This is a genomic window from Sphingorhabdus wooponensis, from assembly GCF_003933235.1.
In the GTDB taxonomy this organism is placed as follows: Bacteria; Pseudomonadota; Alphaproteobacteria; order Sphingomonadales; family Sphingomonadaceae; genus Sphingorhabdus_B; species Sphingorhabdus_B wooponensis.
In genome coordinates this window covers 369,324-393,999 of record NZ_RWJI01000002.1, presented here as the reverse complement: position 1 = coordinate 393,999, position 24,676 = coordinate 369,324, and the positions used below count along the sequence as shown (strand labels likewise).

Sequence of the window (24,676 nt, the reverse complement as noted above, 5' to 3'; positions counted from 1 at the left end):
GCCAAGCACTGATGGAAAAATACCCTCGCTGTCAAAACCATCCAGCGTATACGCATCGGTATGGCAAATCCCCGTCGCCATAATCTCCACCAACACTTCGCCCGCCTTGGGACCTTCCAAGTCTAACTCCACAATCTCCAGAGGCTTCTTGGCTTCAAGTGCTACAGCTGCGCGGGTCTTCATGGCGTTCGGGTCTCCTAATTATCTGCGAAAGGCTTTTCCATTAACGGCGCGGCCGCGCAAGCCTAGATTCCGGCATAATATTCATAGTCACCGACATCTTCCCAATATCCGCCCTTTCCGCCATGGAATTTGGACAGATCATCGGTCGCCTCAATGCGCATGACATATTTGGCGTGCTTATATCCCAGCTGTCGTTCGACCCGTAACCGGACCGGCGCGCCATATTTCACAGGCAAGGTTTCCCCGTTCATGGCCCATGCCAATATGGTTTGCGGATGAAAGGCATCGATCAGGTCAATCGATTCATAATAAGGACGTGCGCCGTAATTGTCCGCACAGTGAAACACGATATATTTTGCGCGCGGCGACAATTGGGCCTTCTGCAGCAAAAGGCGCAACGGCGTGCCTTGCCATTGCGCAATGGCGCTCCACCCCTCCACACAATCATGTCGCGTGATTTGGGTGCGTGCGGGCATCGCGCGTAACGCCTCCAATCCAATATCAATGGGATTGCCGACCATACCATCGACGCGCAACCGCCAGTCCGCAAAATTATTTGCAAGATGGGCCAAATAATCCGTCGACGTTCCCGTCAACGAACCATTGGTTTTGAACACGGGGGAGATGTCTGACAGCGCATATTCCGGAGCCAAGGCTGCGCGGTCGGCCAGCGCGCGGTGCGTCATCTGATTAAGCTTTTCCGCCCCGCGCAACGCAGACCGAAAAGCTGCATTTTCATTCAGAGCATCGCAGCCACCGAGGATAAGCCCGCCGCCACCCAAAGTTGCACCGCGCAGCAGGTCCCGGCGGCGCAGCAATGTACGGTCCTCTGTCATGGCCGTTTCCCGCCATGATGTGGTTTTGGAACGGTGATAGGCCGCCCTGTAATCATCGACCGGATACCCTTAATTGGGCCAGTGAGCAGAACCATGATCAGGTGTGCCACCACAAACAGCACCAGCAAGGCAGCGCCGATAAAATGCAGCGACCGCGCCGATTGTCGCCCGCCGAATAAATCCAGCAACCATGGCCACGCCGCGTTCATCGCAGGCGACATGGTGATACCGGTGAAAATCAACAGCGGGAGCAAAAGGAATATCACGCCGATATAACTTAATTTTTGCAATATATTATAATGACTTATGCGAATATCATTCCCAAAACGCAGACGCACATGATCTTTAATGTCGCTCCACAAGGCCGCCCAATGCCACTCGGCACGGCGGACATGCAAATCCTTACGGATATGACCATTGAACAATGAGACCAGCATGAAGGCCGTCAGCCCCAACGCGAAAATCCAAGCAAAGGCGAAATGCCACCGCCGGGCGGCGGCCAGATCGTAACTAGTGGGTATGGTTGCCCAACCCGGAAAGGCGACGCGACGAACATTGTCATACGCATCCAAAGAAAGCCCAAGCACACCCGTTGTTTCAAAGGAGGCGCTCCCGATCCTTACAAAACCCGTGGTGCGCGTATCGTCAATTTGCAGCCATGCATAATCTTCGCGCGATCCAAAATCGCCCCAATAAAGCTGCGGATGCGCGTTGAAGATCATGAGGCCACTCATGAGCAATATTGTCGCCACCAAGGCATTTGCCCAATGCCAGATTCGCGTGGCAAGACGATGCCGCTTCGCCACATTCTGCGTCATGTTTTGCTTCGCATATATTCATCGCCCCCACGCAAAGCCTATACAACTATCGGAGGGCTAAAACTTCTCGCCCGTGAGGCGCTGACACAGCATGTCCAATTGATCCAAGCTGCCATATTCGAACGTCACTGCGCCAGCGCCTGTCGCATTTTTTTGCGCTATCCGAACCTTCAATCCCAATAGATCGCCAAGATGCGATTCAACCGCGCGGATATCGGCATTTTCCGGGATACTGGCGCCAGCGGCCTTGCGGTTCTTCGCCTTTGGCGCGCGCTCCTGCTGCACAAGCGCTTCAGTCGCGCGCACGGAAAGGCCGTTTTTAATGACCAGCATCGCAAGCTGGACGGCATTCTCACTGCCCAGCAACGCACGCGCATGCCCCATGCTGAGCTTTTCTTCGGTCACAAGATCTCGCAGTGTTTGCGGCAAATCCAGCAAGCGCATCATATTGGCAACATGGCTGCGCGACTTGTGCACGAGGTCAGCCAATTCGGCCGCGCTATGGCCAAAAAGCTCGGTCAGCTTTTTATAGGCCTCCGCCTCTTCAATCGGGTTCAGGTCCTGCCGCTGGATATTTTCAAGCAGCGCGATCTCGACGGTTTCCGTATCGTCAAAATTCCGCACGATTGCGGGCAAATCGTGCAATTGCGCACGCTGGGCTGCGCGCCAACGGCGTTCGCCAGCGACAATTTGGTATCCGCCCTGAAAGGGCCGCACAACGATGGGCTGAATAATCCCGTGCCGCGCAATACTTGCGGCCAGTTCATCCAGCTTCTCATCGGAAAAATGCCGCCGAGGCTGATTGGGGTTGGGACGGATGTCGATGACCGACAAACTTGTCACGCCTTGGCTGCGCGCATCCCGATCTGCGGAAGAATTTCCAGAAACGTCTCCCCGTAGAGCTTCGCCTAACAAGGCATCCAAGCCCCGGCCAAGGCCTATTTTCTTTTTCAGGGGCGATTTTTCGGACGGATTATCATTGCTCACGCTGCTAACTCCCGGGCCGGTAGGCGGCCGATCAATTCTCGTGCAAGTTTCATATAGGCTTCCGATCCCGCGCAGCGATGGTCATAGACCAACGCAGGAAGCCCATGGCTAGGGGCTTCTGACAAACGGACATTGCGTGGAATGACGGTGTCAAACACAAGGTCGCCCAAACAACTGCGGACATCATCCGCCACTTGTTCCGTCAACCGGTTGCGCTTGTCATACATGGTGAGCGCCACACCCATGATCGTCAGCGCGGGATTAAACCCGCCCTTTATCCGTTCAACGGTCTGCAAGAGCTGGCTTAAACCTTCCAGCGCGAAAAATTCGCATTGTAGCGGGACGAGAAGCGAGTCGACCGCAACCAACGCATTGATGGTAATCAATCCAAGCGACGGCGGGCAATCGATGATGCAAATGTCCCAATGCGCATCGGATTTGTCAAAGGCTGCCTTCAGCCGCCCCGTGCGATCTTCATATTCCACCAGCTCGATTTCCGCACCGGACAAATCCACCGTTGCGGGTACCATATCCAGATTGGGGATTAACGTGGGAATAGCAGCATCCTTTAAAGATGCATCGCCGAGCAACAAATCATAGCTGCTATGGACTCGTTGCGCCTGTTGCAGGCCAAGTCCGGTGGACGCATTCCCTTGAGGATCAAGATCGACCAACACACAACGCCAGCCACTTGCCGCAAGCGCCGTGGCAAGATTGATAGCGGTGGTTGTTTTTCCAACGCCGCCTTTCTGATTGGCTACCGCTATTCGGATCATTGCTCTTGCCCCTGTGTTTCAAAGATGGCGCGCGCTTGGCGTTTTCCCGATAATCTTCCTACGAGAATGCCCGCTTCTTGGTCTGTTACACTGTCCATGATGCGGAAATCTCCGTCCCATTCTGCCTGCGCACTGTCCCACTCTGCTTTTGCATTACGCCCCTTTGGCAAGAGCCACAAAGTGTTATTTGTCGCGAAGCGCGCGGCAAGATCAAACAATTTCGGCAAAGGCGCAAAAGCTCGGGCGCTAATCACCGAATAAGGCGCGGTTTCAAGGCGCTCCAATGTGACGCCAGCCACGTTTACGCGGTGCGTCAGGTCCAACATTTCGACTGCTCTTTGCAGATAATCAATTCTGCGCGCACGCGATTCGACTAATGTCACGTGATAATTGGTCAGCAATGCAATGACCAAGCCCGGAAAGCCTGCGCCAGATCCAAGATCAAGCCAATGGGTCTGCGCCGCAGGTGCATCCGTAAACAACAACAATTGCGCACTATCGACGATATGGCGCGACCATATATGGTCCAAAGTTGAAGCGGATATCAAATTTTGGCTTTCGGCTTCACGCTTCAAAAATGCCACAAATGTTTCTAGGGCATCCAATGTTTCACGTGAAACATTCAGCTGCTCCTGCAGCCACGCAATGGCTTCACCCTCTGTCATGCTGCTTCCACCACAGCAATTTTGGCGCGCTTCGCATGCACAAGAATGGCGGCAAGCGCGGCGGGTGTAATGCCCCGAATACGTGACGCGGCGGCCAAATTTTCAGGCCGCGATGCCGCAAGCCGTTCAACCATTTCATGCGACAGTCCGGATATGGCGCTATAGTCCATCAACGGCGAGAGTTGGATTTGCTCGTTGGCAGCCATGTCGTTTATCTCAGCGTCTTGCCGCGCCAAATAGGGTGCGTATCGGCCGTCTTGTTCCAACTCCATGAGCAGATCCAATGGCCAGGACTCTGAATCCAATGCCAACAATTGGGCGATGGACACTTGGGGAAAGCGTAACCAATCAAACAGGGACATTTTGCCAGCATCTTGCTTCACAGCAATGCCCTGTTTGATCAGGGCATCCGCGCTTACTGTTTCTCGCAGACGGCTTTGAAGCGCACTTTGCTGTAAAAGCCGTTCCTGAAACGCTACCGCACGTTCACCGGCCACAGCGCCCGCCGAAATGGCCATAGGCGTAAGCCGTGACCCCGCATTGTCAGAACGTAAGCGCAGGCGATACTCCGCACGCGCCGTCAACATACGATAAGGTTCTGTCACGCCTTGCAGCGTCAGATCATCGATCATCACCGCAATATAGCTATTCGTCCGGTCAATCGGCGGCATGGGCTGCGCCAAAATCTTCGACGCTGCGCCCATGCCTGCCACCAAGCCTTGCGCTGCCGCTTCCTCATAGCCTGTGGTGCCGTTAATCTGTCCTGCGCAATATAGCCCTTCAAATCCGCGCACCGCGAGGCTGGAGTCCAAGCAGCGCGGGTCAATATAGTCATATTCGACCGCATAGCCGGGCACGACAATATCGCATTGCGCAAGGCCAGTCATGGAACGCACCATAGCTGCCTGAATATCAGTTGGCAGCGATGTTGAAATGCCATTGGGATAAATCAAATGGCTGTCGAGTCCTTCAGGCTCCAGAAACACCTGATGTCCTTCGCGATCGCCGAACCGAAAAATTTTGTCTTCAATAGATGGGCAATATCGCGGCCCCCTGCCCTCAATATCACCAGCAAAAAGTGGCGAACGATGGAGCCCCGAACGGATGATATCGTGCGTTTCGGCGTTGGTACGGGACATAGCGCAGAATAATTGCGGCACAGATCGGCGGCTGCGCATCGACGACATGGTCCAATCATCATCATCGGATGGCTGAAACTCCAGCTGCGACCAATCAATCGTGCGCCCGTCCAGACGGGGCGGCGTGCCCGTTTTCAATCGTGCAATGGGCAGGTCCGCGCCGCGCAATTGCTGGGACAAGAGCATAGCCGACGCTTCGCCCACGCGACCTCCGACGAGACGCTCTTCGCCACGGAACAACTTGCCGCCGAGAAACGTCCCCGTGGCCAAAACTACAGCAACCGATGTGAGGATAATATCATCACCCAAAACCAAGCCCGCCACGCGTGTGGGGGCATTTGGTAGAAAGTGAAGAGCGGCTGCTTCGCCTTCAATGATGTGTAAGTTCGCCAAACTGCCAAGCTGAGTCTGGATAGATGCCTTAAACAATTTGCGGTCGGCTTGAATCCGCGGGCCCTGCACTGCCGCTCCCTTTGACGCGTTGAGCATGCGATAATGCACCGCAGCGTCATCAGAAGCGCGGCCAATCAAGCCGTCAAAGGCGTCAACTTCGCGCACCAAATGCCCTTTGCCCAAGCCACCAATCGCGGGGTTACAGGACATTGCACCGATCATATTTTTGTCAAAACTGACAAGCGCAACACGCAAACCTATGCGCGCAGCAACCGCCGCAGCCTCTGTGCCGGCGTGGCCACCACCTACAACAATGATGTCGAAATCGGTCGTCATGCGTCGCGCATATACCAACTATGTCCGCGGGTCAAAAAAGAGTACGCATCTGTTTCACGTGAAACAGGCTATTTGCCCACGCAGAATTTTCCAAAGACAGTGTCGAGCAGATCTTCGGTATGTGCGCGCCCGGTGAGGGCATCGAGCGCAAGTCGCACTTGCCGCAAGTTTTCCGCGATAATCAGCCAGTCTTCGGATTCACCGCACGCTACAAGCGCAGTCGCGGCGTCATCCAAAAACACGCGTTGCCGCGCGTTGATGGCAAACTGATCCGGCGGCGGCAGAAGCGTCTTGGCCCGTGCCGCTACGATGTGGAGAAGCTCAGATACGCCAGCGCCCGTCTGAGCGGACACAAAAATAGCGTCCGCAGACTTTGACAGACTTTCTTTCAGGTCATTTTTCGCTGATATTTCAATAAGATTCGGGTGTATGGGTCCTTCACCTTCAGGACCAAGCCATAACAATATATCTGCCTGCTGCATCGCGGCATGGCTTCTGTCGATGCCAATGCGTTCGATGACATCGGCACTATCATCGCGTAGTCCAGCGGTGTCTGTGAACAGCAAAGCCACCCCTTCGACCGACACAGGCACTTCAATCATATCGCGCGTCGTTCCGGCAATATCGGAGACAATGGCCGCCTCACGCCCGACCAACGCATTCAACAAAGTGGATTTGCCGCTATTGGGCGGGCCGGCCAAGACGATGCGTAACCCATCCTTTAATTTTTCGGCAGGTGGACTGGCGAGCAATTGCACTATTTTTTGCTGCAATTCCGCACAACCATCTGTAATTAATATATTATTTTGTGATTCTACGTCGCCCTCATCCGAAAAATCTAGCTCCGCTTCGGTGAGCGCAGACAATCGGAGCACATCTTGCCGATATGCTTCGATGGCTGCGCTAAAGGCCCCGCCGAACATCTTGGTTGCGGCGCGGCGTTGCCATTCGGTTTCGGCGGCCAACAGATCCGCCAAGCCTTCGGCTTCATTCAAATCCATGCGGCCATTGGTAAAGGCACGTCGGGTGAATTCTCCCGCCTCAGCGCGCCGAGCACCAGGGAAACTGGCAATCGCGTTTTCAACGGCACGCACCACGGCGCGACCACCGTGCAAATGGAGCTCCACCAGATCCTCACCCGTGGCTGTATCTGGGCCGGGAAAAACGAGTACTAATGCCTGATCTAACATTTCCTGCGTGACTGGCGAACGCAGGGTGCACACAGACGCCCGACGCGGTGACGGGGTTCGTCCAGCCAGATCTTGCAATATGTCAAAAGCGGAAGGCCCACTGATCCGCATGATGGCAATCGCAGCCGGAGGCGCGCCGCTCGACAGCGCAAAAATGGTGTCAGCGGATGGCATCACAAAGCTATTTTTTGTCGGTCTTGTTCAGGCCAGACATGGCGGCCTTTGCACCTGTTTCAATGAGTTGCTGGAACAATTGCAGCCCCATTTGCCCCATAGGCGCAATTTGCTTCCCCAACTCCTGCAATTGGTCAATGCCGCCCGCACCATTCATAAGGTTGGTGACCTTCTCGACATAAGCCTCATTTGCCTTGGTAACATCGGGAAGGCCAAGCAACGCGCGGGCCTCTTCAGGGGAACAATCGATTTCAATGTTCAACTTCATGGGCGGTGCCCTCCTAATTGCCGATTGGAATCACTATAAAGGCTAAGTCGAATCACGCAATTGCGGAGAATATCCGCCGAGGAGCAGATTATGGGTGACTATGTGAAGATTAATGCGCTGGGTGAGGATGCCCTGTTTCCCGCCTATGTCGCGGCGCCATCGAGCCAAGCGCGCGCCGCGATTATCGTCATTCCAGAGATATTCGGGGTAAATGCCGGCATTCGTCAAAAATGCGATATTTTGGCGGCTGCGGGCTATTTGGCGGTTGCGCCGGACATATTCTGGCGCTTTGCACCAGGCGTTGAACTGAATCCCGATATAGAAGCCGAGCTTCAAGAAGCCTTTGGCTATTTCGGGCAATATGATGCCGATGATGGCGTGCGCGATATTGAGGCGGTGATCCAAGCAATCCGCTCCGGTCTGTCGAACCACGCCCCGCTCGAAAAAGTGGGTTGCGTCGGCTATTGTTTAGGTGGACGGCTCGCCTATATGGCGGCCGCGCGGACCGACATTAGCGCATCGGTCGGCTATTATGGCGTCATGATCGACCAGATGCTGAACGAAAGCCATGCCATCGCCAATCCGTTGATGCTGCATATCCCGACCGCGGACCATTTGGTCGGTCCAGAGGCGCAGGCCGTGATTCACGCTGGCCTTGGTAATCACCCAAAGGTGACGTTGCATGATTATGACAGCCTTGATCATGGCTTTGCAGCGGAAATGGGCAACCGCCGGAATGCAGAAGGCGCAGAGCTTGCAGATGGACGCACAGCAGCGTTTTTCGCAAAGCATCTGGGCTGAAGTAATAAGGGCTCCCTTCATGGGAGCCCTTATAAATTATAGGCCAGCAAAGCTCATGGCGTAAGGCTGCACTTCGCTCCAGCCTTCGACTATCATCTTGCCCGCAACATAAACGATCACGACCAAGCCAACCCAAGCGATCCAGCGATAACGCTCAATATATTGGGCAATGATATTCGCAGCGATGCCCATTAACGCGACCGCAAAAATCAGGCCGACGATAAGGATTCCGGGATGTTCACGCGCGGCCCCTGCGACTGCCAGAACATTATCTAAGCTCATCGACACGTCGGCGACTGCAACGCCCCAAGCGGCACCCGCAAAGGTCTTCGTCGACTTTACGCCGGAATGTTCATCGCCCACAATTTCAGGGGAACCAGCAGATTCACCGGCATGGCCCTTAATATCGCGATACATGCGCCAGGCGACCCACAGCAGCAATAAGCCGCCTGCGAGCACCAACCCAACAATGCCCAACAACCAAGTCACCATCAGCGCAAAAATGATGCGCAACACCAAGGCCGCTAGAACACCGATGAGGATGACTTTCTTACGCTGGTCCGCAGGCAAGCCAGCCGCCAAAGCGCCGACAACAATGGCGTTGTCGCCAGCGAGCACGAGATCAATCAACAAAACCTGAATGAACGCCGCAAAGGCCGCAGGTTCGGCAATGTTCGAAAAATCCTTGACGATGGCGGCCCAGATATCGCCGGGCCCAGCCAAGCTGGTGACGGTCGACGCGACCAAAAGAAAATCAATCACAATGTTACTCCGGAATATCTGGCTTACTGGTTCATCGAGTCAAAAAAGTCTTCGTTGGTTTTCGAATCCTTCATCTTGTCGAGCAGGAATTCCATCGCGTCGATGGTGCCCATTTGCATGAGGATACGACGAAGCACCCACATTTTCTTGAGCTTGCTTTCCTCGACCAGCAATTCTTCCTTACGCGTGCCGGATTTACCGACATCCAAGGCTGGGAAGATACGCTTATCAGCGACCTTGCGATCCAGCACGATTTCGGAGTTACCCGTGCCCTTAAATTCTTCGAAGATAACTTCGTCCATGCGGCTACCGGTATCGATCAAAGCGGTTGCGATGATAGACAAGGACCCACCTTCTTCAATGTTCCGCGCGGCGCCGAAGAAACGCTTTGGACGTTGCAAGGCGTTGGCGTCGACACCACCGGTCAGCACCTTGCCCGATGATGGCACAACAGTGTTATAGGCGCGGCCAAGGCGCGTGATGGAATCGAGCAAGATGACAACGTCATGCTTATGCTCAACCAGACGCTTTGCCTTTTCAATGACCATTTCGGCGACTTGCACATGGCGGGTCGCGGGTTCATCAAAGGTGGAAGATACAACTTCACCCTTCACTGAACGCTGCATGTCGGTGACTTCCTCAGGCCGTTCGTCGATCAGAAGAACGATCAAGAACACCTCAGGATGGTTTTCGGTAATCGCGCGGGCGATATTTTGCAGCAACACGGTTTTACCTGTGCGTGGCGGCGCAACGATCAAGGCGCGCTGCCCCTTGCCTTGCGGGCTAACGATATCAATGACGCGCGCAGACTTGTCCTTGACCGTCGGATCAAGCGAATCCAGCGTCAGTTTGGAATCAGGATATAGCGGCGTAAGGTTATCAAAATTGACGCGGTGGCGGACGGCATCCGGATCGTCGAAGTTGATCTTCAATACTTTCGTTAGGGCAAAATACCGCTCGCCATCCTTGGGTGCGCGAATTTCACCTTCAACAGTATCACCTGTGCGCAAACCAAATTGGCGCACCATGTTCGGCGACACATAAATATCGTCTGGACCTGCCAAATAATTGGCTTCCGGTGAACGCAAGAAACCGAAGCTGTCAGGTAAAACCTCAATCGTGCCAAGACCCATGATCTGCTCGCCATCCTCGGCAAGCTCTTTCAGGATTGCAAACATCAAGTCCTGCTTACGCAAGGTCGATGCGCCCTCAACACCCAGCTCTTCCGCCATCGATACGAGGTCGGCAGGGTTTTTGCTTTTCAGCTCTTTCAAATGCATAGATAATTCCGTTGGATGGACCGTAAGTCCGCATTGTGGATGGACAGATTGTCCGATGATTGACCGGTATTTAAAAGCCAACCGGTTGAATAATGAAAAATTGGTGGCGCAGTTATTGTGATATGCGCGCCGTACGCCCAGGACGGGCTTGAAACGCTAAATACGCGTCGATGGGCGCGGCGTCAACTCTTCTCAAAAAGTGATGTAGGGAGCTGTTAAAAAGGTTTGGCGACAACCAATATGACGATAATCGCTGATGCAATGCCAGGAACTTCGTTCAACAGCCGTAATTGCTTACCCGTTAGCTGCCGTTCGCCGCGCGCCAGTTTCTTGGCATAGCCGACAGTCCAACCGTGATAAGCTGACAGTCCTAACACAAGCAACAATTTGGCATGGAACCAACCTTGCGCCATGGCGCCAATATTCCACGCCAGAACTAGTCCCAAAACCCAGACCACAATGATGGATGGATTCAAGATGATTTTAATCAGCTTGGATTCACGATCCACCCATTTGGCAGCCTCTTCGGATCCTTCTGCGCTTTCCTGATGATAAACGAAGAAACGCGGGATCATGAACAATCCCGCCATCCAGAAAATGACAAAAATAATGTGAGCGGATTTTAGCCAGATATACAGCACAGATAGAATTTCCGTCATAAAAACGGCCTTTATAGGCTAAGCCTTGCGGACCAAATTAAGAAGCATTTCAACATTTTCAATTGGGGTATCTGGCAATATGCCATGCCCAAGATTGAAGATATGTGGCCGGTCTTCAAACGCGCTGAGGATATTTTTCACGGCGTCTTTCAACACATCACCGCCTGCAATCAATGCCAGCGGATCAAGATTACCTTGCACGGGGAGGCCCTTGCGCAATTCACGATTTGCCCAATGCGGATCAACGGTTTCATCCAATCCTAAGGCGTCCACGCCGGTTCCTTCAGCATAAGCTGCAAGCTTGCCGCCTGCACCTTTAGGAAAGCCGATGATTACAGCGTTAGGTTTGCGCGCCTTTAACCTGCGGACAATTTCGGCATTTGGGGCAATGACCCATTTTTCGAATTGCGCCGGCGACAAAGACCCTGCCCAACTGTCGAACAATTGCACGGCATCCACGCCGGCATCAATCTGGTCACCCAAATAATCGACGGTTGCGGAAATGATGGCATCGATGAGCGCGCCAAAACGTTCAGGCTCCGCATGGGCCATCCTGCGGGCCTCTGCTTGGTCTTTGCTACCCTGACCATGGACCATATAGGTAGCGACCGTCCACGGGCTTCCAGCGAAGCCCAGGAAGGTTGTTTCGGGAGGAAGCCCTGCCGATACCTTGCGCACAGTATCAATGACTGGAGCCAGCCGCTGCGGTGCTGGCACAAAATCCTCAAGCCGCGATTCCGCTAAGCGTGGCGCGAGCCGAGGACCTTCACCCGTTTCGAACCAGAGGTCCTGACCCATGGCATGCGGGATCACCAAAATGTCGGAAAACAGAATTGCACCGTCAAATCCAAAGCGCCGGATAGGTTGTAAAGTGATTTCACACGCCGCATCGCTGTCATAAGCCAGCGCCAAAAAACCGCCCTTTTCCGCACGCAATGCGCGATATTCGGGCAGATACCGACCCGCTTGGCGCATGAGCCACACAGGCGGGATAGCCTCTTGGTTACCCCGAAGAACGTTAAGCAGTTTTTTTGGGCTCTGCGCAGACATAGAAAAGAGAGATCCAATCAAAATATATATTTATATAAAAGGATGATGAAAGATGATGCGCTGTTGATATTTGGGGCCTTAAAAGCTTTTGCGGATATTGCCAACATCTTGACGCGCGCGGACAAACGGGTGGAGCAAGAGTCGCAAATTTAGTCCCCATTATCCACAACCTGTGCATAATGAAATGTGCCTGTGGACAGGCTGTGCCCGAATCGCGCAGTAAATTCGGGGTTAGGGGCAAGAATGCACCAGCCTAAACTTGTCCCTTGATTTATCCCCAGCCTGCCAACAAGACTGTCAGCCATGAGCCAGCGCTTTCATTTACATTTATTGTCGGACTCCACCGGCGAAACCTTGGAAAATATCGCCAAAGCCGCTTTGGCGCAGTTTGACGGCGCAGAGGATGTGGTCAAGCATTTCTGGCCCATGGTCCGTTCGGAAAGCCATTTGGAGCGGATATTGACCGATGTCGCTGCCAATCCTGGACTAGTGCTGTTCACATTGGTGAACCGCGACACGCGGCGCAAATTGGAAACGCGGTGCAGGGCGTTGGGCCTGCCGGCGGTTGCTGCGCTTGATGCTGTCAGTGATGCCATGTCAAATATGTTGGGCCAAGAGGCCAAAGCGCGCCCGGGGCGGCAGCATGTTATGGACGCGGCCTATTTCGCGCGTGTTGAAGCCATTCAGTTCACCATCGCCCATGACGACGGCATTAATGCGCAAAATTGGGAAGAAGCGGACATTGTGTTGGCGGGCGTGTCGCGGACATCCAAAACACCGACAAGCATTTATCTCGCCAACCGAGGTTATAAGACCGCGAATATTCCGATTGTGCCGGAATCCCCACCGCCACCGAATTTGTTTGTACTCAAGCACCCGATGGTCATTGGCCTTGTCACCAGCGTCGAGCGTTTGGTTCAGGTGCGCCGCAACCGTCTGCTGTCCCTGAATCAGTCGCCAGATACAGATTATGTGGATGAAGAAAAAGTACGCGCAGAAGTTGCCCATGCACGGCGTATGTTTGCGGACAATAGCTGGCCAGTATTGGACGTAACACGCCGGTCGATCGAAGAGAGTGCCGCGGCGATTATCAATTTATTCAACGAACGCGAACTGGCGCAGGTAGTGGATTCGTGACCCTTGTCCTCGCATCACAAAGCGCGGGCCGGATCGCGATGTTGAACGCCGCTGGCGTGTCGGTAGATGCAGTGCCCGCCTTGGTTGATGAGCAGAGCATCAAAACATCATTGGCCCAAGCTGGCGCCAAGCCGCGCGATATTGCCGATGCCTTGGCAGAGGCAAAGGCGCGCAAAATATCTCGCAAAATGCCCACTGCGATGGTGTTGGGGTGCGACCAGATTTGCGTCGGTCCCGACGGCTATATTTTTGACAAACCCGAAACGCCGGATGATGCGCGGGCGCATTTGACGCAGCTTTCGGGTAAGGTACATCGGTTGATCAGCGCGGCTGTTATCTGTGAGCAGGGTGAACCTGTCTGGCGCATTATCGACACCGCACAAATGACGATGCGCAGCTTAAGTCCGCAATATATCGACGATTATGTCGAAACTTTTTGGGATGAAATCCGCCATTGTGTCGGCTGTTATCGGATTGAAGCAGAGGGTGAGCAATTGTTTGCAAGCATCAGCGGTAGCCAATTTACGATCATCGGAATGCCATTACTTCCGTTGCTGGATTATCTGCGCGTGAGAGGCCTTTTACCAACATGACCCATTATGCCGAAGTAATCGGACACCCGATATCGCATTCCAAATCGCCGCTGATTCATAATTTTTGGCTTCACCAATTGGGGTTGGCCAATGATTATCGTGCGCATGCTGTGTTGCCAGATGATCTGGAGCGTTATTTTGCGGAGCGCGCGGCCGACGCCGCATGGCGTGGGTGCAACATCACGATACCGCATAAGATTGCAGCGCTCGATTTTGTCGCCGACCCCGGCGATGTGCGCAGCTCGATCGGTGCGATAAATACGGTCTTTCGTAATGACGCTGGCGCGCTTGTCGCGACCAATACCGACGTTGGCGGTTTTTACGGCCCAATCGCTGACGTTCCAATTGTCGGTGAGACAGCTATTGTCATTGGTGCAGGCGGCGCGGCGCGGGCCGTGCTTTTCGCTTTGGCACAGGCCGATATCGGCGAAGTCGTTTTGGTGGCGCGCAATAGTTTGAAGGCGGCCGGATTGCTCGCGCATTTCGGGTTGAAAGGCAAAGTGATTGGCTTTGATGCGCGCTTACCAGATGCGGCGTTGCTCGTGAATGCCAGCCCATTGGGCATGGTCGGGCAGGAAGCGCTTGAGATTGATCTTTCCCCCTTGCCTGAACATGCCATTGTCTATGACCTCGTCTACGCGCCGATAGAGACACCATTGTTAAAAGCCGCGCGCGACCTTGATTTGGAAACGGTCGATGGCCTTGAGATGCTAGTAGGGCAGGCGGCCATCGCGTTTGAATTATTCTTCGGCGTGGCGCCACCCGAAGAGAATGCAGATGCATTGCGGGCATTGTTGTTGAAATGAAAAAGCCGATGATCATTGGCCTGACGGGCTCCATCGGCATGGGAAAATCGGCGGTTGCGGAGATGTTTGCCGACGAGGGCGTTCCGGTTTTTGATGCCGATGCCACCGTGCATGATTTGCAAAAAGCGGGCGGTGCGCTTGTGCCCGCTATTGAATCGGCCTTTCCCGGAACGACTGGGGCAGATGGCGTCGACCGTAAAGCGCTTGGTGCGGCTGTTTTTGGCAATCGTGAACGACTTGCGCTGTTGGAAACGATTATTCATCCTGCCGTGGCCGAGCGCCGGAAAGCGTTTCTGGCATCGCATCAGGGCGCGGACATGATATTGTTCGATATCCCCTTATTGTTTGAAAAGGGCGGGCAGGCCGGGGTCGATACGGTCGTTGTTGTAAGCGCCCCCGCACTGGTTCAACGCGAACGCGTGCTCGCACGGCCCAATATGACCCCAGATAAGTTCGAACATATTCTGGCGTTACAAATGAACGATGCAGATAAGCGTGCGCGTGCAGACCATGTCATTGATACAGGCAAGGACATCAACGACACGCGCGCAGATGTGCGTGCTCTTGTTAAAAAGCTGCGCTTGGGTCTTGCATAAGACCCTAAACAGGCTCACATCTACTATCAGAATGCGTGAAATTATATTCGACACGGAAACGACCGGCTTTGACCCTGCAACCGGGGATCGCATGGTCGAAATTGGTTGCATCGAAATGGTCAGCCGGGTGATGACGGGCAATCATTACCACGCATATTTCAACCCACAGCGCCCGATGCCTGCCGCCGCCGAACAAGTGCACGGCCTTTCGGACCGTTTTCTGTCTGATAAGCCAAGTTTTGGCGAAAAAGCGGATGAGCTACTCGCATTTTTGGGCGACAGTCCGCTCGTTGCGCATAATGCCAGCTTTGATTTTGGCTTTCTCAATCACGAATTGCAGCATTGCGGTCGTCCGCCTGTGTCTATGGACCGTATGGTTGACACAGTGGCGCTGGCGCGGGTTAAAAATCCAGGTGCAAAGCTGTCATTGGACGCTTTGTGCACCCGTTATGGTATCGACCGTAGCCACCGTGTAAAGCATGGCGCGTTGTTGGATGCGGAGCTGCTGGCGCAATTATATATTGAGCTAACGGGAGGCCGACAAATTGGCCTTGGCCTCGCCGACAATGATAGTTCCAATAAATTAACAGACCAAATGGACGTTAACAGCGTTCAGGCAACGAAGATTTTTCGGCCGGCGCGTCCACATTCCGCCTCAGCGGAAGAATTGGCGCGCCATGCCGAATTTGTTGCAAAGATTAAGGACGCGCTTTGGCTCCAGCCGGGGTCAACGCTTTAACAAAAGGAGACAGGCATTGGACATCAGGGTTTCAGGACATCAGGTCAACACCGGTGAAGCACTCCAAACCCATGTGGAAACAAGACTTGGGTCCATTGCCGAAAAATATTTCGCCAAAGCATTGTCATCACATGCAACCTTTGGCCGTGCGCCGCATGACGGTTTTACCAGCGATATTGTAATGCATGTCATGCAGGGCCTCGTGCTGAAAGGTCGCGGCGAAGCGCAAGATGCGCATGTTGCCTTTGACCGGGCCGCAGAACGCATTGAGAAACAATTGCGCCGATACATGCGCCGACTACAGGATCGTCATGTGCAAACCGCTTATGCAATTGCGCAAGAAGAGGCCGCATATACTGTGTTTGATGCAGGTGATAGTGAAGAAGAGGTACCATTGCCTGACGCACCAGTAATTGTTGCCGAAATGCGTGTGGATATTCCTGAATCGACGGTTTCTGATGCAGTTATGTTAATGGATTTACGCAATACGCCTGCCCTGTTGTTCAAAAACACTGGAACTGGACGGCATAATATGGTTTACCGCCGCGAAGACGGCACGATCGGGTGGGTTGAACCAAAATCTACACCTTAGACCTCGGCTGACGTGAATTTATTTTCTACATCATTTCAAGTATTTAGGGATTGCGCAGTCGGTCGCACCGGGCGCTTTTGAATAAAATATGATTAGACTTTCTACTAGGCTCGTTGAGGGAGCCGTTGCTGCTGATTTGCTATGTTCGGGCAAATCCGACCTTTTGGCGCAGTTATCGGTTATCGCGGCTGAAAATTATTTTGTCGACGCCGATGCTGTTCTTGACGGCATGATTGAGCGTGAGCGCCTTGGGCCAACGGGCTTCGGCGGCGGAACGGCCATCCCACATACTAAGGTTGCCGGCATTGATATGCCGGTTGCTGTGTTTGTCCGGCTTTTGAAGCCAGTGCCTTATGATGCTGTTGACGATGAACCAGTTGACTTGGTCTGCGCGCTTGTTTCACCGGCGCAGGACGGCGCCTCGCATTTGCGCGCATTGGCAGAGGTTTCACGTCTGTTTCGAGATGAAAAATTCCGTGCACAATTGCGCGGTGCCGCAGATTCTTCAGCAATGTTCGCGGTGTTGACCTTCTCAGAAGAGCGTGACGCCGCTTGATAGAGCCACGGCTGGCCAGCGGTGTTTTAATCTCCGCAATTAAGCGCATAGTGGAACTTGAAGGTGACTTCGCAACTATTCTGAAAAAGGGCGATGCGGTGTCCGGCGCGCTATTGCTTATCGGACAGGTTCGTGGCGCAAATCCCAAATTATACGAACGCTATGCCTCATTAGACGGTCAGACTGCTTGGCAAATGATAGATTTAAAGGAATCTAGCGTCGATGCGGTGCAAGAATATTGGCAAAAACGATGCGCGCGCGACCCAGATTTGTGGGTTTTCGAACTGGATGTCGCGTCCGGTGCACGGTTGGACGGACTTCTAACCATGTTTGTTTGACTTTGCGGCGCCGCACCATAGATGCGCCTTCATCGAGTAGCGAAGGTTGTCATAACGGGCACAAATGGGGTGGCCAGATAAACACGCGAGTCGGATGCAACAAACGACGAACAATAAGAAAGTAAGAGAGTTTCGTCTGCTGGTGCCGCCGCTTTAATGTATGTTGCATGTTGAAATTTTTTCGGGCTGCCTCTTTGGTAGCCGTATCTTGTACGCTGGTTTCGTCAGTCATTGCTGCTGATTCCAGAACTGCTTTTGGTAATGACCAAAGCACAGAGTTAAGCGCCAAAACTGATCCTATCCAGATCGCCACCGAACAGGCGCAGATGGATTTGGCAAAAAGCGGTAATGTGACCGCGATACGCGCCGACAATGGCGATATTATCTATATCCCAAGCAATGGCATAATGCCAAAATTGCCTCTAACCGCAACGGATGTTGACGCGACAACCGCATCTTCACTCACTGATCTCGTCCGCACGCAAGCTGTTGATAACAGCTTAAGCAAAGAAGAGCGGTGCCTTGCCAGCGCGGTCTATTTTGAAGCCAAGGGTGAATCGCTTGCCGGCCAATTGGCTGTTGCCCGCGTGGTTCTCGCCCGCGCCAATTCGGGCCGCTTTCCCAGCACATTATGCGGGGTTGTCTTGCAAAAAGGTCAGTTTTCTTTCGTTCGCGGCGCAAGCTTGCCACCCGTTCAAACGAGCAGCGTGCATTGGCGCAACGCCGTTGCGATCAGCAACATTGCGCTCGAAAATAGCTGGAAAAGCCCAGTCGAAGGCGCGTTGTTCTTCCATGCCCGCCATGTTTCGCCGGGCTGGCGTTTGACGCGACTTGGCAGCGTAGACAATCATATTTTCTACCGCTGATTATAAGTCACCAAGAAACAGACTGATAAGGGCCCCATAAGGGGCCTTTATTTTGTTCTCTTTACGTTCTAAGCATGAAGCATGGATCAAGCCAGTAATTCTGTATCTATTGCCGGTGCGTCTGCGGTCGCGCGGGGCGTTTCGCGGTTATTCTTGCGTAACCAAATTGTGGTGCAATCTGAGGTCAGCCTGCGTAACAATCGCCGCGCGGACCTCATGGGACTGAGCAATAAAGGCGAGATTATCATCGTCGAAATCAAATGTTCACGCGCCGATCTTTTGGGCGATCAGAAATGGCCGGAATATCTCGAATATTGTGACCGCTTTTTCTGGGCCGTGCCGGCTGGGTTCGACATTAGCCCACTGCAAAACGATGCGTTCATGCCCGAACGCGCCGGATTGATCATTGCCGACGCTTATGATGCCGAAATCGCGCGGCCAGCAGGATTATTGCCGCTGGCCCCGGCGCGACGCAAAACCGAAACGCAGCGGCTCGCGCGGCTGGCTATGCGCCGCTTGATGGGGATATCAGATCCCGAATCCGCGCTATCGGGCTTTGAATTTGAATAGGTCCTTGCCCTAGCTGGCTTTTTTTGGGTTATACCAGATTGGTGAGGAATAGGCCCGTTCTTGCGCCTTTAGCTCCGTCCCCGGCAGCAATTTTGCCCCATAACGCAAGGCATCGAATAGCACCCAGCGCGGGGTTGGAATTTCGATGACCCGAACATAATAAAATGCGCGGACATTGCGGTTGAATTCCGGATCGGTCCAAACCGTCCGCAATTCCGGATCACCAATGCTATTGGTATAACTCGCCTTCGCGATGTTTACCGTATCGCCAACCTTAGGGACTTTGCCATTGGCGCCCTTGCGGCGCTTGTCTGCGTCGCCCCAGACAACGTCAAAGACTTTCTCCTGCAATTTGCCGGAGGAATCCACCCAACCCTTGACCACTTGAACGCGATCAAGATTGGCGCCCATCGGGTCTTTCAACGCAGAAATCATGAACTTTGGCGCGCCGGTGCCGGGTTTAAGGTCTGCGCCCATGGGTACGCCCTTGGCATATCCGGTCTTTACCCAATCGCTTGCAAAATCCTGCTCATTGAAATCCCAGCCACCAAAGAAACGCACGGTCATGCGCGGGCCGGTTGTGGCGTACACCTCGCGCCGCATCATCGCGTCGAATATCGCGGCCCGTGTATTGGCTGTAGCCCATACAGCAGCATAGCCACCCGCCAGATAGTGCCAGCCGATACGCCCCTGCCGTGTGCCCAGATTTTGGGCCTGCGAAGCCCGCAGTTTATTTGGTTCACCGCCGGAATGCTTACCATAAAAGTTGTTTTCATCACCAGTGGCCAGCGAAGTATGGCTGTCAGTTGATCCAATGACACCAAATTTATAGGGGTTCACGCCGGTGCGTGCCTCAATCGCCAAGCCACGCTTCAACGCCTCGCGAATATATTCGCCCGCATAATCCTGCGACTTTTTCTTGGCCTGCATCGTCAAATTGCCAAGGTCCCATCCTGCCGTGCCGAAACCGGAAAATTCGTCGTTCGGTGACAAAAACGGGTGCGATTCACTATCGCCCTTAATTTGTGTGATTTCGGTCACGGGTTCGCGCGCGGCGCGGCGCCGTGCATAGGCTGCGGTCATGGGGCCACCGTCGGGACCCACCAATTCGAACATCAAGCCATTGGACAGGTTGCTGTTGTGCGGGATTGCCAACACCTTGCCGCCAGTGACCTTCTCATAATTGTCCATATAGTCCCACAATTGGCTTACCGGCGTGTCGCCTTGGCCAGGATCGTAGGGCAGAACCTTGTCAGTGCGACTTTTGCCATCGCGGAACATGACGACGCGATGTAAATTGTTGCCGCCGGGCATCAATGTATATTCAAAACCCATGAAGGCTGTGAACTTACCGGGTTCATTATAGCGTTCGACCAGCGTGCTATGACCCGTCCAGATGTTCGTTGCTGTCTTGCGCTGTCTTTCCGGGTCAGTAAGCGCAGCAGGAAGGGTATTGCGGCCCGCACGGTCGATGAGCTCACCGGTCACGCGCTGCATGCCCTCTGGCCCTTTATGCATTTCAGTGTGCCAACGCTTCAGCGTCGGGTCGCGGACGAGAAAGCCGGGCGCATCGTACAAAGCCTTGGTGGCCCCAAGCCCGCCGGAGTGGTCCGCGATCACAAGGAAATCAAGCGGACGCTCCAACTTGGCTTTCATCCCGCCAGTGGAGGTAACTTCTTCCCCGCGCGCAAAACGCAGCGCTTCTTCCGGTCCAAGCTTTACGCCAAAGCCAAAGGCGTCGATGGAATTGGCTGTATGGAGATGGGTGTCGCCCCAAAGCAAAGTGTTCGCAGGGCCAGACGTGACTTCCGCATCAGACGATATTTGCGCCGTGCGCGAATCGTCCATGATGCTTTTGTCGCGATATTGCTGCCACCCGTAGGTTATCCCTGCGCCAATCGCCACGACGGCAACACTGCCCAATATGATCTTGCGTATTCTGGCCATCTTCAACTCCCCTTAAAATGAAAATGCTCCGGAAAATCGCGCGGGTCAAGACGGCTATAAATTCCGCTACGTCATGGGTTGTTTCATGCTCCAAATGAAAGCGGAAGGACGGGCATCGTCAATCTCGGCCAAGCCTATCTTTTGATTTTCGGCACCAAAAATGGACTCTGCTTGATAGGTGCCGAATAAGCGGTCCCAAAGCGTCAGCGCGAAACCGAAATTATGTTTTTGTTCATCGACCAGGGTGCTGTGATGCAGCAGATGCACGTCTGGCGTCACCAAAAACAGCCGCAACATGCGGTCAAACCTGCGGGGCAAACGGATGTTGCTATGATTAAACAGCGCATTTGCGTTGAGCCATAATTCAAACGCCAAAGCGATCAGCAAAGGAACGCCCAACAAAGCGACAATCGCCGATTTGTAGAATGTCGAGACAATCAGTTCAAACGGGTGGAACCGCAGTGCGGTGGTAACATCCAGATCGCGGTCGCTATGATGGACTGCATGCATGCGCCAAAGCAACGGGTTGCGATGCATCAAAAAATGTTGAAACCAAACCGCAAGATCAAGGATGATAAAGGCAATTGCGGCTTCAACCCAAAAGGGCAGGGCGACCAAATGCAGCACACCAAACTGGTTTACCTCTGCCCAATTTGCCGCCACGCCGACCACAACCAAAAATGACAATAATCGGCCCACAACGGCGTTGCTGACAAAGAATAAGGCATGTGTGCGCCATCTTGGGCTTCGGCCCAATACCAACGCGCGGCGGGGCCAGATTGCTTCTGCGCTTGCGAGCAGGACAAGCAGCAAGGCGGGGATGGCTATTGCATAAAGGCCAAGCCCCGCCTGTATCATGTGCGTTATGCGTCCGCCTGATTAAGGAAAGGATAATCGGTATATCCTTCTGCAGCAGGCGCATACCAGGTCTTGAAATTATCCGGTGTCAGTTCCGCCCCAACGCGCAACCGCTCAACAAGGTCGGGGTTGCTGATGTAAGGACGGCCAAAGCTGATTGCGTCGGCAAGGCCTGAGGCCAAATCTGCGTCCGCCAATTCCTTGGTATATTCTTGGTTAAGTACCAGTGGGCCTTTGAATATCTTACGTATCTCAGGCGATACGCGCGGCACTTCGGTTTGTCCGAAATTGCCATATGGTTTAATTTCGCGCAGCTCGAGAAAGGCTATGCCGATATCCTGCAATGCGGCGGCCGCGGCAGTGAACAATGCAACAGGGTTGCTGTCGTCCGCGCCTTGGGTTTCGCCATTGGGAGACAAGCGAACCGATGTCCGTTCCGAACCAATGGCGTCGACCACGGCCTGCGTCACTTCGCGCAATAAACGGATGCGGTTTTCGATTGGGCCACCATAATCATCGGTGCGCAAATTGGTGTTATCGCGCAGGAACTGGTCAATCAAATAGCCATTCGCGGCGTGAATTTGCACGCCATCAAAACCGGCTGCCATCGCGTTTTTGGCAGCTTTGACATAATCCGATATGATGCGCGGAATTTCGGAAATATCGAGCGCACGGGCTTGGGTATATTCCTTCTTGCCCTCTGCGGTATGCGCGTAACCCGGCGCGGTTGTTGCCGAAGCTGAGACACAGGGTGCGCCGCCCAAGAAATCCGGGTGCACAAGGCGGCCCATATGCCACAATTGCAGGATGATCCGTCCGCCCGCGTCATGGACAGCTTGCGTTACGGGTTTCCATGCTGTGATTTGCGCATCGGACCAGATGCCGGGCGCCGATGGCCAGCCAAGACCTTCTTGGCTAATGCCCGTTGCTTCAGCGATAATGAGGCCTGCGCTGCTGCGTTGGCTGTAATATTCCGCCTTCAGGTCAGACAACGGCACATGCTCTCCTTCACTCCGTCCGCGCGTCAACGGCGCCATCAATATGCGATTGGGCGCGTTGATGGCACCAAGTGTAATTGGGTCGAACAAAGTTGCAGTCATGCGATTTCCTGTCATTAAGGCGTTGCTTTGCAGCCAAGATGCGGATGAAAGTTGCAAATTGCAACGGGGGTTTATGCAGCAGAAGATTTTCCATCGCCAAACGCCAAGCGTTCTTGCCTTTGTCGCGTTACTTGCGGGCAATATCGCGATTGCCTTTGGCCCACTGCTTGTGCGCTATGCCGATAGCGGCCCGATTGCGACTGGGTTCTGGCGCTTGGCGTTGGCGACGCCATTTCTGTTCTTCGTTGGCTATCGATTTGGCTTTCGCTTTTCAGCGGTCAGTCGCCCGACCTATTGGGTTGCTATTGTCGCAGGGCTGTTTTTCGGCGTTGATATCATCTTGTGGCATATTGGCATTTTTCAGACAAAAATGGCCAATGCGACGCTATTCGCGAATTGCGCGAGCCTCTTGCTGGTGATTTATGGCGTCATTGTCGCCCGCAAAATGCCTTCAAAATGGGAGAGCATGGCCGTGTTGTTCGCTTTTGTGGGCGCGGCATTATTGATGGGACAAAGCCTTGAGCTGTCGCCGCGTCACTTTTCGGGCGACCTTTTGTCGCTTGGTGCTGGGTTGACCTACACCGTCTATTTGGTGCTCATGATGAAGATGCGGCAAAACACCGAAAGCTGGGGCGCGCTTGGTATGGCGAGTGCCATCGCGGCGATTGTCCTTTTCATCGGCGCCGTGTTTGCAGGGGAACAGATTATCCCCACAGTGTGGTGGCCCGTCCTCCTGCTCGCCTTCACCTCGCAATTTTTCGGGCAAGGTTGTCTTACATATGCATTGCCGCATTTCAGCCCATTGGTCATTGGTCTGGCCTTGCTGTTGCAACCCGCTTTGTCCGCGACGGCTGGCTGGTTGGCCTTTGGCGAGATGCTGACGGCGATGGATTTTACGGGCAGTGCGCTCATCATGATCGCGCTGGTCCTTGTGCGTAAGCAATAGACCTTTTCTTGAACGCACCGAACGCCTACATATCACTCATGTCTAAAAACGCCCTCCCCGCGGATCCCACGCTCGACGAAATCCGCGTCGCTCTTGCGCCTGTCATTGGTCGTCATGCCGGCTTTGACGGATGGTCCGAGGCGGCTGTTCATGCTGCCGCTGATGAGATGGGCGTGGACCGCGACGTTGCTATGCTGGCGTTTAAGGGCAAGGCCATCGACATGATTGATGCGTGGATCGAAGGCGTTGATCTGGAACTCGCCCACCGCCTGCCAGCTGAAAAACTAGAGGCGATGAAGATACGGGACCGGATCACCGCATTGCTTGCGACCCGTCTGGACATCATGGCACCCGACCGCGAATCCTTGCGTCGTGCCCTTGCCATTATGGCGATGCCGCAAAATTTGCCTCGGGCTGCAAAAATGGGTTGGCGTTCGGCGGATCGCATGTGGCGGCTGGCGGGCGATAGTGCTACGGATCTCAACCATTATACCAAGCGCATGACGCTATCGGCTGTTTATGGAAGCACCTTGAGTGTTTTCGTCAATGACGACAGTGAAAATTTTGCCGACAGCCGCGCCTTTCTGGACCGGCGCATCGATAATGTGATGCAGATTGAAAAGGTGAAATATCAGGCGAAGCAGCGCAAGGAATTTACGCCAAGCCTGTCACGTTTCATCGGCCGGCTGCGCTATCCGGCGCGTTAACGCAAATC

General features: G+C 53.9%; 28 protein-coding genes and 1 pseudogene. 13 read left to right on the top strand and 16 right to left on the bottom strand.

What is annotated here, in order from left to right; genetic code table 11:
• The 9 genes and pseudogenes from D7D48_RS10085 to D7D48_RS10045 all read right to left on the bottom strand — a co-directional run.
• Positions 1-183: pseudogene (locus D7D48_RS10085) on the bottom strand (alcohol dehydrogenase catalytic domain-containing protein); the annotation flags it as partial.
• Positions 184-245: 62 nt separating this feature from the next.
• Positions 246-1,019: a molybdopterin-dependent oxidoreductase gene (locus tag D7D48_RS10080; RefSeq protein WP_125231272.1), complete on the bottom strand. Its 774-nt coding sequence runs from the start codon at positions 1,017-1,019 to the stop codon at positions 246-248.
• Complete coding sequence (locus D7D48_RS10075; RefSeq protein ID WP_125231271.1) at positions 1,016-1,837, bottom strand: cytochrome b/b6 domain-containing protein; 822 nt, start codon at positions 1,835-1,837, stop codon at positions 1,016-1,018. The genes D7D48_RS10080 and D7D48_RS10075 overlap by 4 nt, the downstream gene beginning before the upstream one ends.
• A gap of 57 nt (positions 1,838-1,894) precedes the next feature.
• The gene (locus tag D7D48_RS10070; RefSeq protein ID WP_125231270.1) at positions 1,895-2,824 is read right to left on the bottom strand and encodes a ParB/RepB/Spo0J family partition protein; all 930 of its coding nucleotides are present in this window, start codon (positions 2,822-2,824) and stop codon (positions 1,895-1,897) included.
• Positions 2,821-3,600 (bottom strand): ParA family protein, encoded by a 780-nt coding sequence (locus tag D7D48_RS10065; protein ID WP_125231269.1) that lies wholly within the window; start codon positions 3,598-3,600, stop codon positions 2,821-2,823. Before D7D48_RS10065 ends, D7D48_RS10070 begins: the two co-directional genes overlap by 4 nt.
• A complete protein-coding gene (rsmG, locus tag D7D48_RS10060; RefSeq protein ID WP_125231268.1) occupies positions 3,597-4,265 on the bottom strand; it encodes a 16S rRNA (guanine(527)-N(7))-methyltransferase RsmG in 669 nt (222 codons plus the stop codon). The genes D7D48_RS10065 and rsmG overlap by 4 nt, the downstream gene beginning before the upstream one ends.
• Entirely contained in the window at positions 4,262-6,133 is a 1,872-nt protein-coding gene (mnmG, locus tag D7D48_RS10055) for a tRNA uridine-5-carboxymethylaminomethyl(34) synthesis enzyme MnmG (RefSeq protein WP_125231267.1), read from the bottom strand. Before mnmG ends, rsmG begins: the two co-directional genes overlap by 4 nt.
• A gap of 68 nt (positions 6,134-6,201) precedes the next feature.
• Positions 6,202-7,497: a tRNA uridine-5-carboxymethylaminomethyl(34) synthesis GTPase MnmE gene (gene mnmE / locus D7D48_RS10050; protein ID WP_125231266.1), complete on the bottom strand. Its 1,296-nt coding sequence runs from the start codon at positions 7,495-7,497 to the stop codon at positions 6,202-6,204.
• A 7-nt stretch (positions 7,498-7,504) separates the two neighbouring features.
• On the bottom strand, positions 7,505-7,765 hold the full coding sequence (locus tag D7D48_RS10045) for a DUF6489 family protein (RefSeq protein WP_185739840.1): 261 nt from the start codon (positions 7,763-7,765) through the stop codon (positions 7,505-7,507).
• Between the two features lie 90 nt (positions 7,766-7,855).
• Here D7D48_RS10045 and D7D48_RS10040 point away from each other — a divergent pair, with 90 nt between their 5' ends.
• The gene (locus D7D48_RS10040) at positions 7,856-8,566 is read left to right on the top strand and encodes a dienelactone hydrolase family protein (RefSeq protein ID WP_125231265.1); all 711 of its coding nucleotides are present in this window, start codon (positions 7,856-7,858) and stop codon (positions 8,564-8,566) included.
• Positions 8,567-8,602: 36 nt separating this feature from the next.
• Here D7D48_RS10040 and D7D48_RS10035 read toward each other — a convergent pair whose 3' ends face one another.
• The 4 genes from D7D48_RS10035 to hemE all read right to left on the bottom strand — a co-directional run bounded on the left by D7D48_RS10035 (position 8,603) and on the right by hemE (position 12,317).
• On the bottom strand, positions 8,603-9,331 hold the full coding sequence (locus D7D48_RS10035; RefSeq protein WP_425452568.1) for a YjbE family putative metal transport protein: 729 nt from the start codon (positions 9,329-9,331) through the stop codon (positions 8,603-8,605).
• Positions 9,332-9,351: 20 nt separating this feature from the next.
• Complete coding sequence (rho, locus tag D7D48_RS10030) at positions 9,352-10,608, bottom strand: transcription termination factor Rho (RefSeq protein WP_125231264.1); 1,257 nt, start codon at positions 10,606-10,608, stop codon at positions 9,352-9,354.
• A gap of 215 nt (positions 10,609-10,823) precedes the next feature.
• Positions 10,824-11,267 (bottom strand): CopD family protein, encoded by a 444-nt coding sequence (locus tag D7D48_RS10025; RefSeq protein ID WP_125231263.1) that lies wholly within the window; start codon positions 11,265-11,267, stop codon positions 10,824-10,826.
• A gap of 18 nt (positions 11,268-11,285) precedes the next feature.
• Positions 11,286-12,317 (bottom strand): uroporphyrinogen decarboxylase, encoded by a 1,032-nt coding sequence (hemE, locus tag D7D48_RS10020; RefSeq protein ID WP_125231262.1) that lies wholly within the window; start codon positions 12,315-12,317, stop codon positions 11,286-11,288.
• A gap of 303 nt (positions 12,318-12,620) precedes the next feature.
• On the opposite strand from hemE, the gene D7D48_RS10015 reads away from it, so the two are divergent.
• The 10 genes from D7D48_RS10015 (at position 12,621) to D7D48_RS09970 (ending at position 19,110) form a co-directional block, all read left to right on the top strand.
• Entirely contained in the window at positions 12,621-13,454 is an 834-nt protein-coding gene (locus tag D7D48_RS10015; protein ID WP_125231261.1) for a pyruvate, water dikinase regulatory protein, read from the top strand.
• A gap of 38 nt (positions 13,455-13,492) precedes the next feature.
• Positions 13,493-14,047 (top strand): Maf family protein, encoded by a 555-nt coding sequence (locus D7D48_RS10010; protein ID WP_245964446.1) that lies wholly within the window; start codon positions 13,493-13,495, stop codon positions 14,045-14,047.
• Positions 14,044-14,853, top strand: coding sequence for a shikimate dehydrogenase (aroE, locus tag D7D48_RS10005; RefSeq protein ID WP_125231259.1), 810 nt, complete (start codon positions 14,044-14,046; stop codon positions 14,851-14,853). The genes D7D48_RS10010 and aroE overlap by 4 nt, the downstream gene beginning before the upstream one ends.
• A complete protein-coding gene (gene coaE / locus D7D48_RS10000) occupies positions 14,850-15,449 on the top strand; it encodes a dephospho-CoA kinase (RefSeq protein ID WP_125231258.1) in 600 nt (199 codons plus the stop codon). Before aroE ends, coaE begins: the two co-directional genes overlap by 4 nt.
• A 31-nt stretch (positions 15,450-15,480) precedes the next feature.
• The gene (dnaQ, locus tag D7D48_RS09995) at positions 15,481-16,188 is read left to right on the top strand and encodes a DNA polymerase III subunit epsilon (protein ID WP_125231257.1); all 708 of its coding nucleotides are present in this window, start codon (positions 15,481-15,483) and stop codon (positions 16,186-16,188) included.
• Positions 16,189-16,204: 16 nt separating this feature from the next.
• Entirely contained in the window at positions 16,205-16,780 is a 576-nt protein-coding gene (hpf, locus tag D7D48_RS09990; RefSeq protein ID WP_125231256.1) for a ribosome hibernation-promoting factor, HPF/YfiA family, read from the top strand.
• Positions 16,781-16,868: 88 nt separating this feature from the next.
• On the top strand, positions 16,869-17,336 hold the full coding sequence (locus D7D48_RS09985) for a PTS sugar transporter subunit IIA (RefSeq protein WP_125231255.1): 468 nt from the start codon (positions 16,869-16,871) through the stop codon (positions 17,334-17,336).
• Positions 17,333-17,674: a DUF1491 family protein gene (locus D7D48_RS09980; RefSeq protein ID WP_125231254.1), complete on the top strand. Its 342-nt coding sequence runs from the start codon at positions 17,333-17,335 to the stop codon at positions 17,672-17,674. Before D7D48_RS09985 ends, D7D48_RS09980 begins: the two co-directional genes overlap by 4 nt.
• 167 nt (positions 17,675-17,841) lie before the next feature.
• The gene (locus D7D48_RS09975) at positions 17,842-18,540 is read left to right on the top strand and encodes a cell wall hydrolase (RefSeq protein ID WP_245964439.1); all 699 of its coding nucleotides are present in this window, start codon (positions 17,842-17,844) and stop codon (positions 18,538-18,540) included.
• An 81-nt stretch (positions 18,541-18,621) separates the two neighbouring features.
• On the top strand, positions 18,622-19,110 hold the full coding sequence (locus tag D7D48_RS09970) for an MmcB family DNA repair protein (RefSeq protein ID WP_125231253.1): 489 nt from the start codon (positions 18,622-18,624) through the stop codon (positions 19,108-19,110).
• 9 nt (positions 19,111-19,119) lie between these two features.
• On the opposite strand, the gene D7D48_RS09965 is transcribed toward D7D48_RS09970, so the two are convergent.
• The 3 genes from D7D48_RS09965 to D7D48_RS09955 all read right to left on the bottom strand — a co-directional run bounded on the left by D7D48_RS09965 (position 19,120) and on the right by D7D48_RS09955 (position 23,015).
• Positions 19,120-21,057: a DUF3604 domain-containing protein gene (locus D7D48_RS09965; RefSeq protein WP_221738637.1), complete on the bottom strand. Its 1,938-nt coding sequence runs from the start codon at positions 21,055-21,057 to the stop codon at positions 19,120-19,122.
• A 66-nt stretch (positions 21,058-21,123) separates the two neighbouring features.
• Entirely contained in the window at positions 21,124-21,915 is a 792-nt protein-coding gene (locus D7D48_RS09960) for a sterol desaturase family protein (RefSeq protein ID WP_125231252.1), read from the bottom strand.
• A gap of 5 nt (positions 21,916-21,920) precedes the next feature.
• Complete coding sequence (locus D7D48_RS09955; RefSeq protein WP_125231251.1) at positions 21,921-23,015, bottom strand: alkene reductase; 1,095 nt, start codon at positions 23,013-23,015, stop codon at positions 21,921-21,923.
• A 73-nt stretch (positions 23,016-23,088) separates the two neighbouring features.
• Between D7D48_RS09955 and D7D48_RS09950 the strand changes: the two genes are divergently transcribed.
• Positions 23,089-23,961 (top strand): DMT family transporter, encoded by an 873-nt coding sequence (locus D7D48_RS09950; RefSeq protein ID WP_125231250.1) that lies wholly within the window; start codon positions 23,089-23,091, stop codon positions 23,959-23,961.
• A 38-nt stretch (positions 23,962-23,999) separates the two neighbouring features.
• Positions 24,000-24,668, top strand: a complete 669-nt coding sequence (locus tag D7D48_RS09945; protein WP_125231249.1) for a COQ9 family protein — start codon at positions 24,000-24,002, stop codon at positions 24,666-24,668.
• The last annotated feature ends 8 nt before the right edge of the window (positions 24,669-24,676 follow it).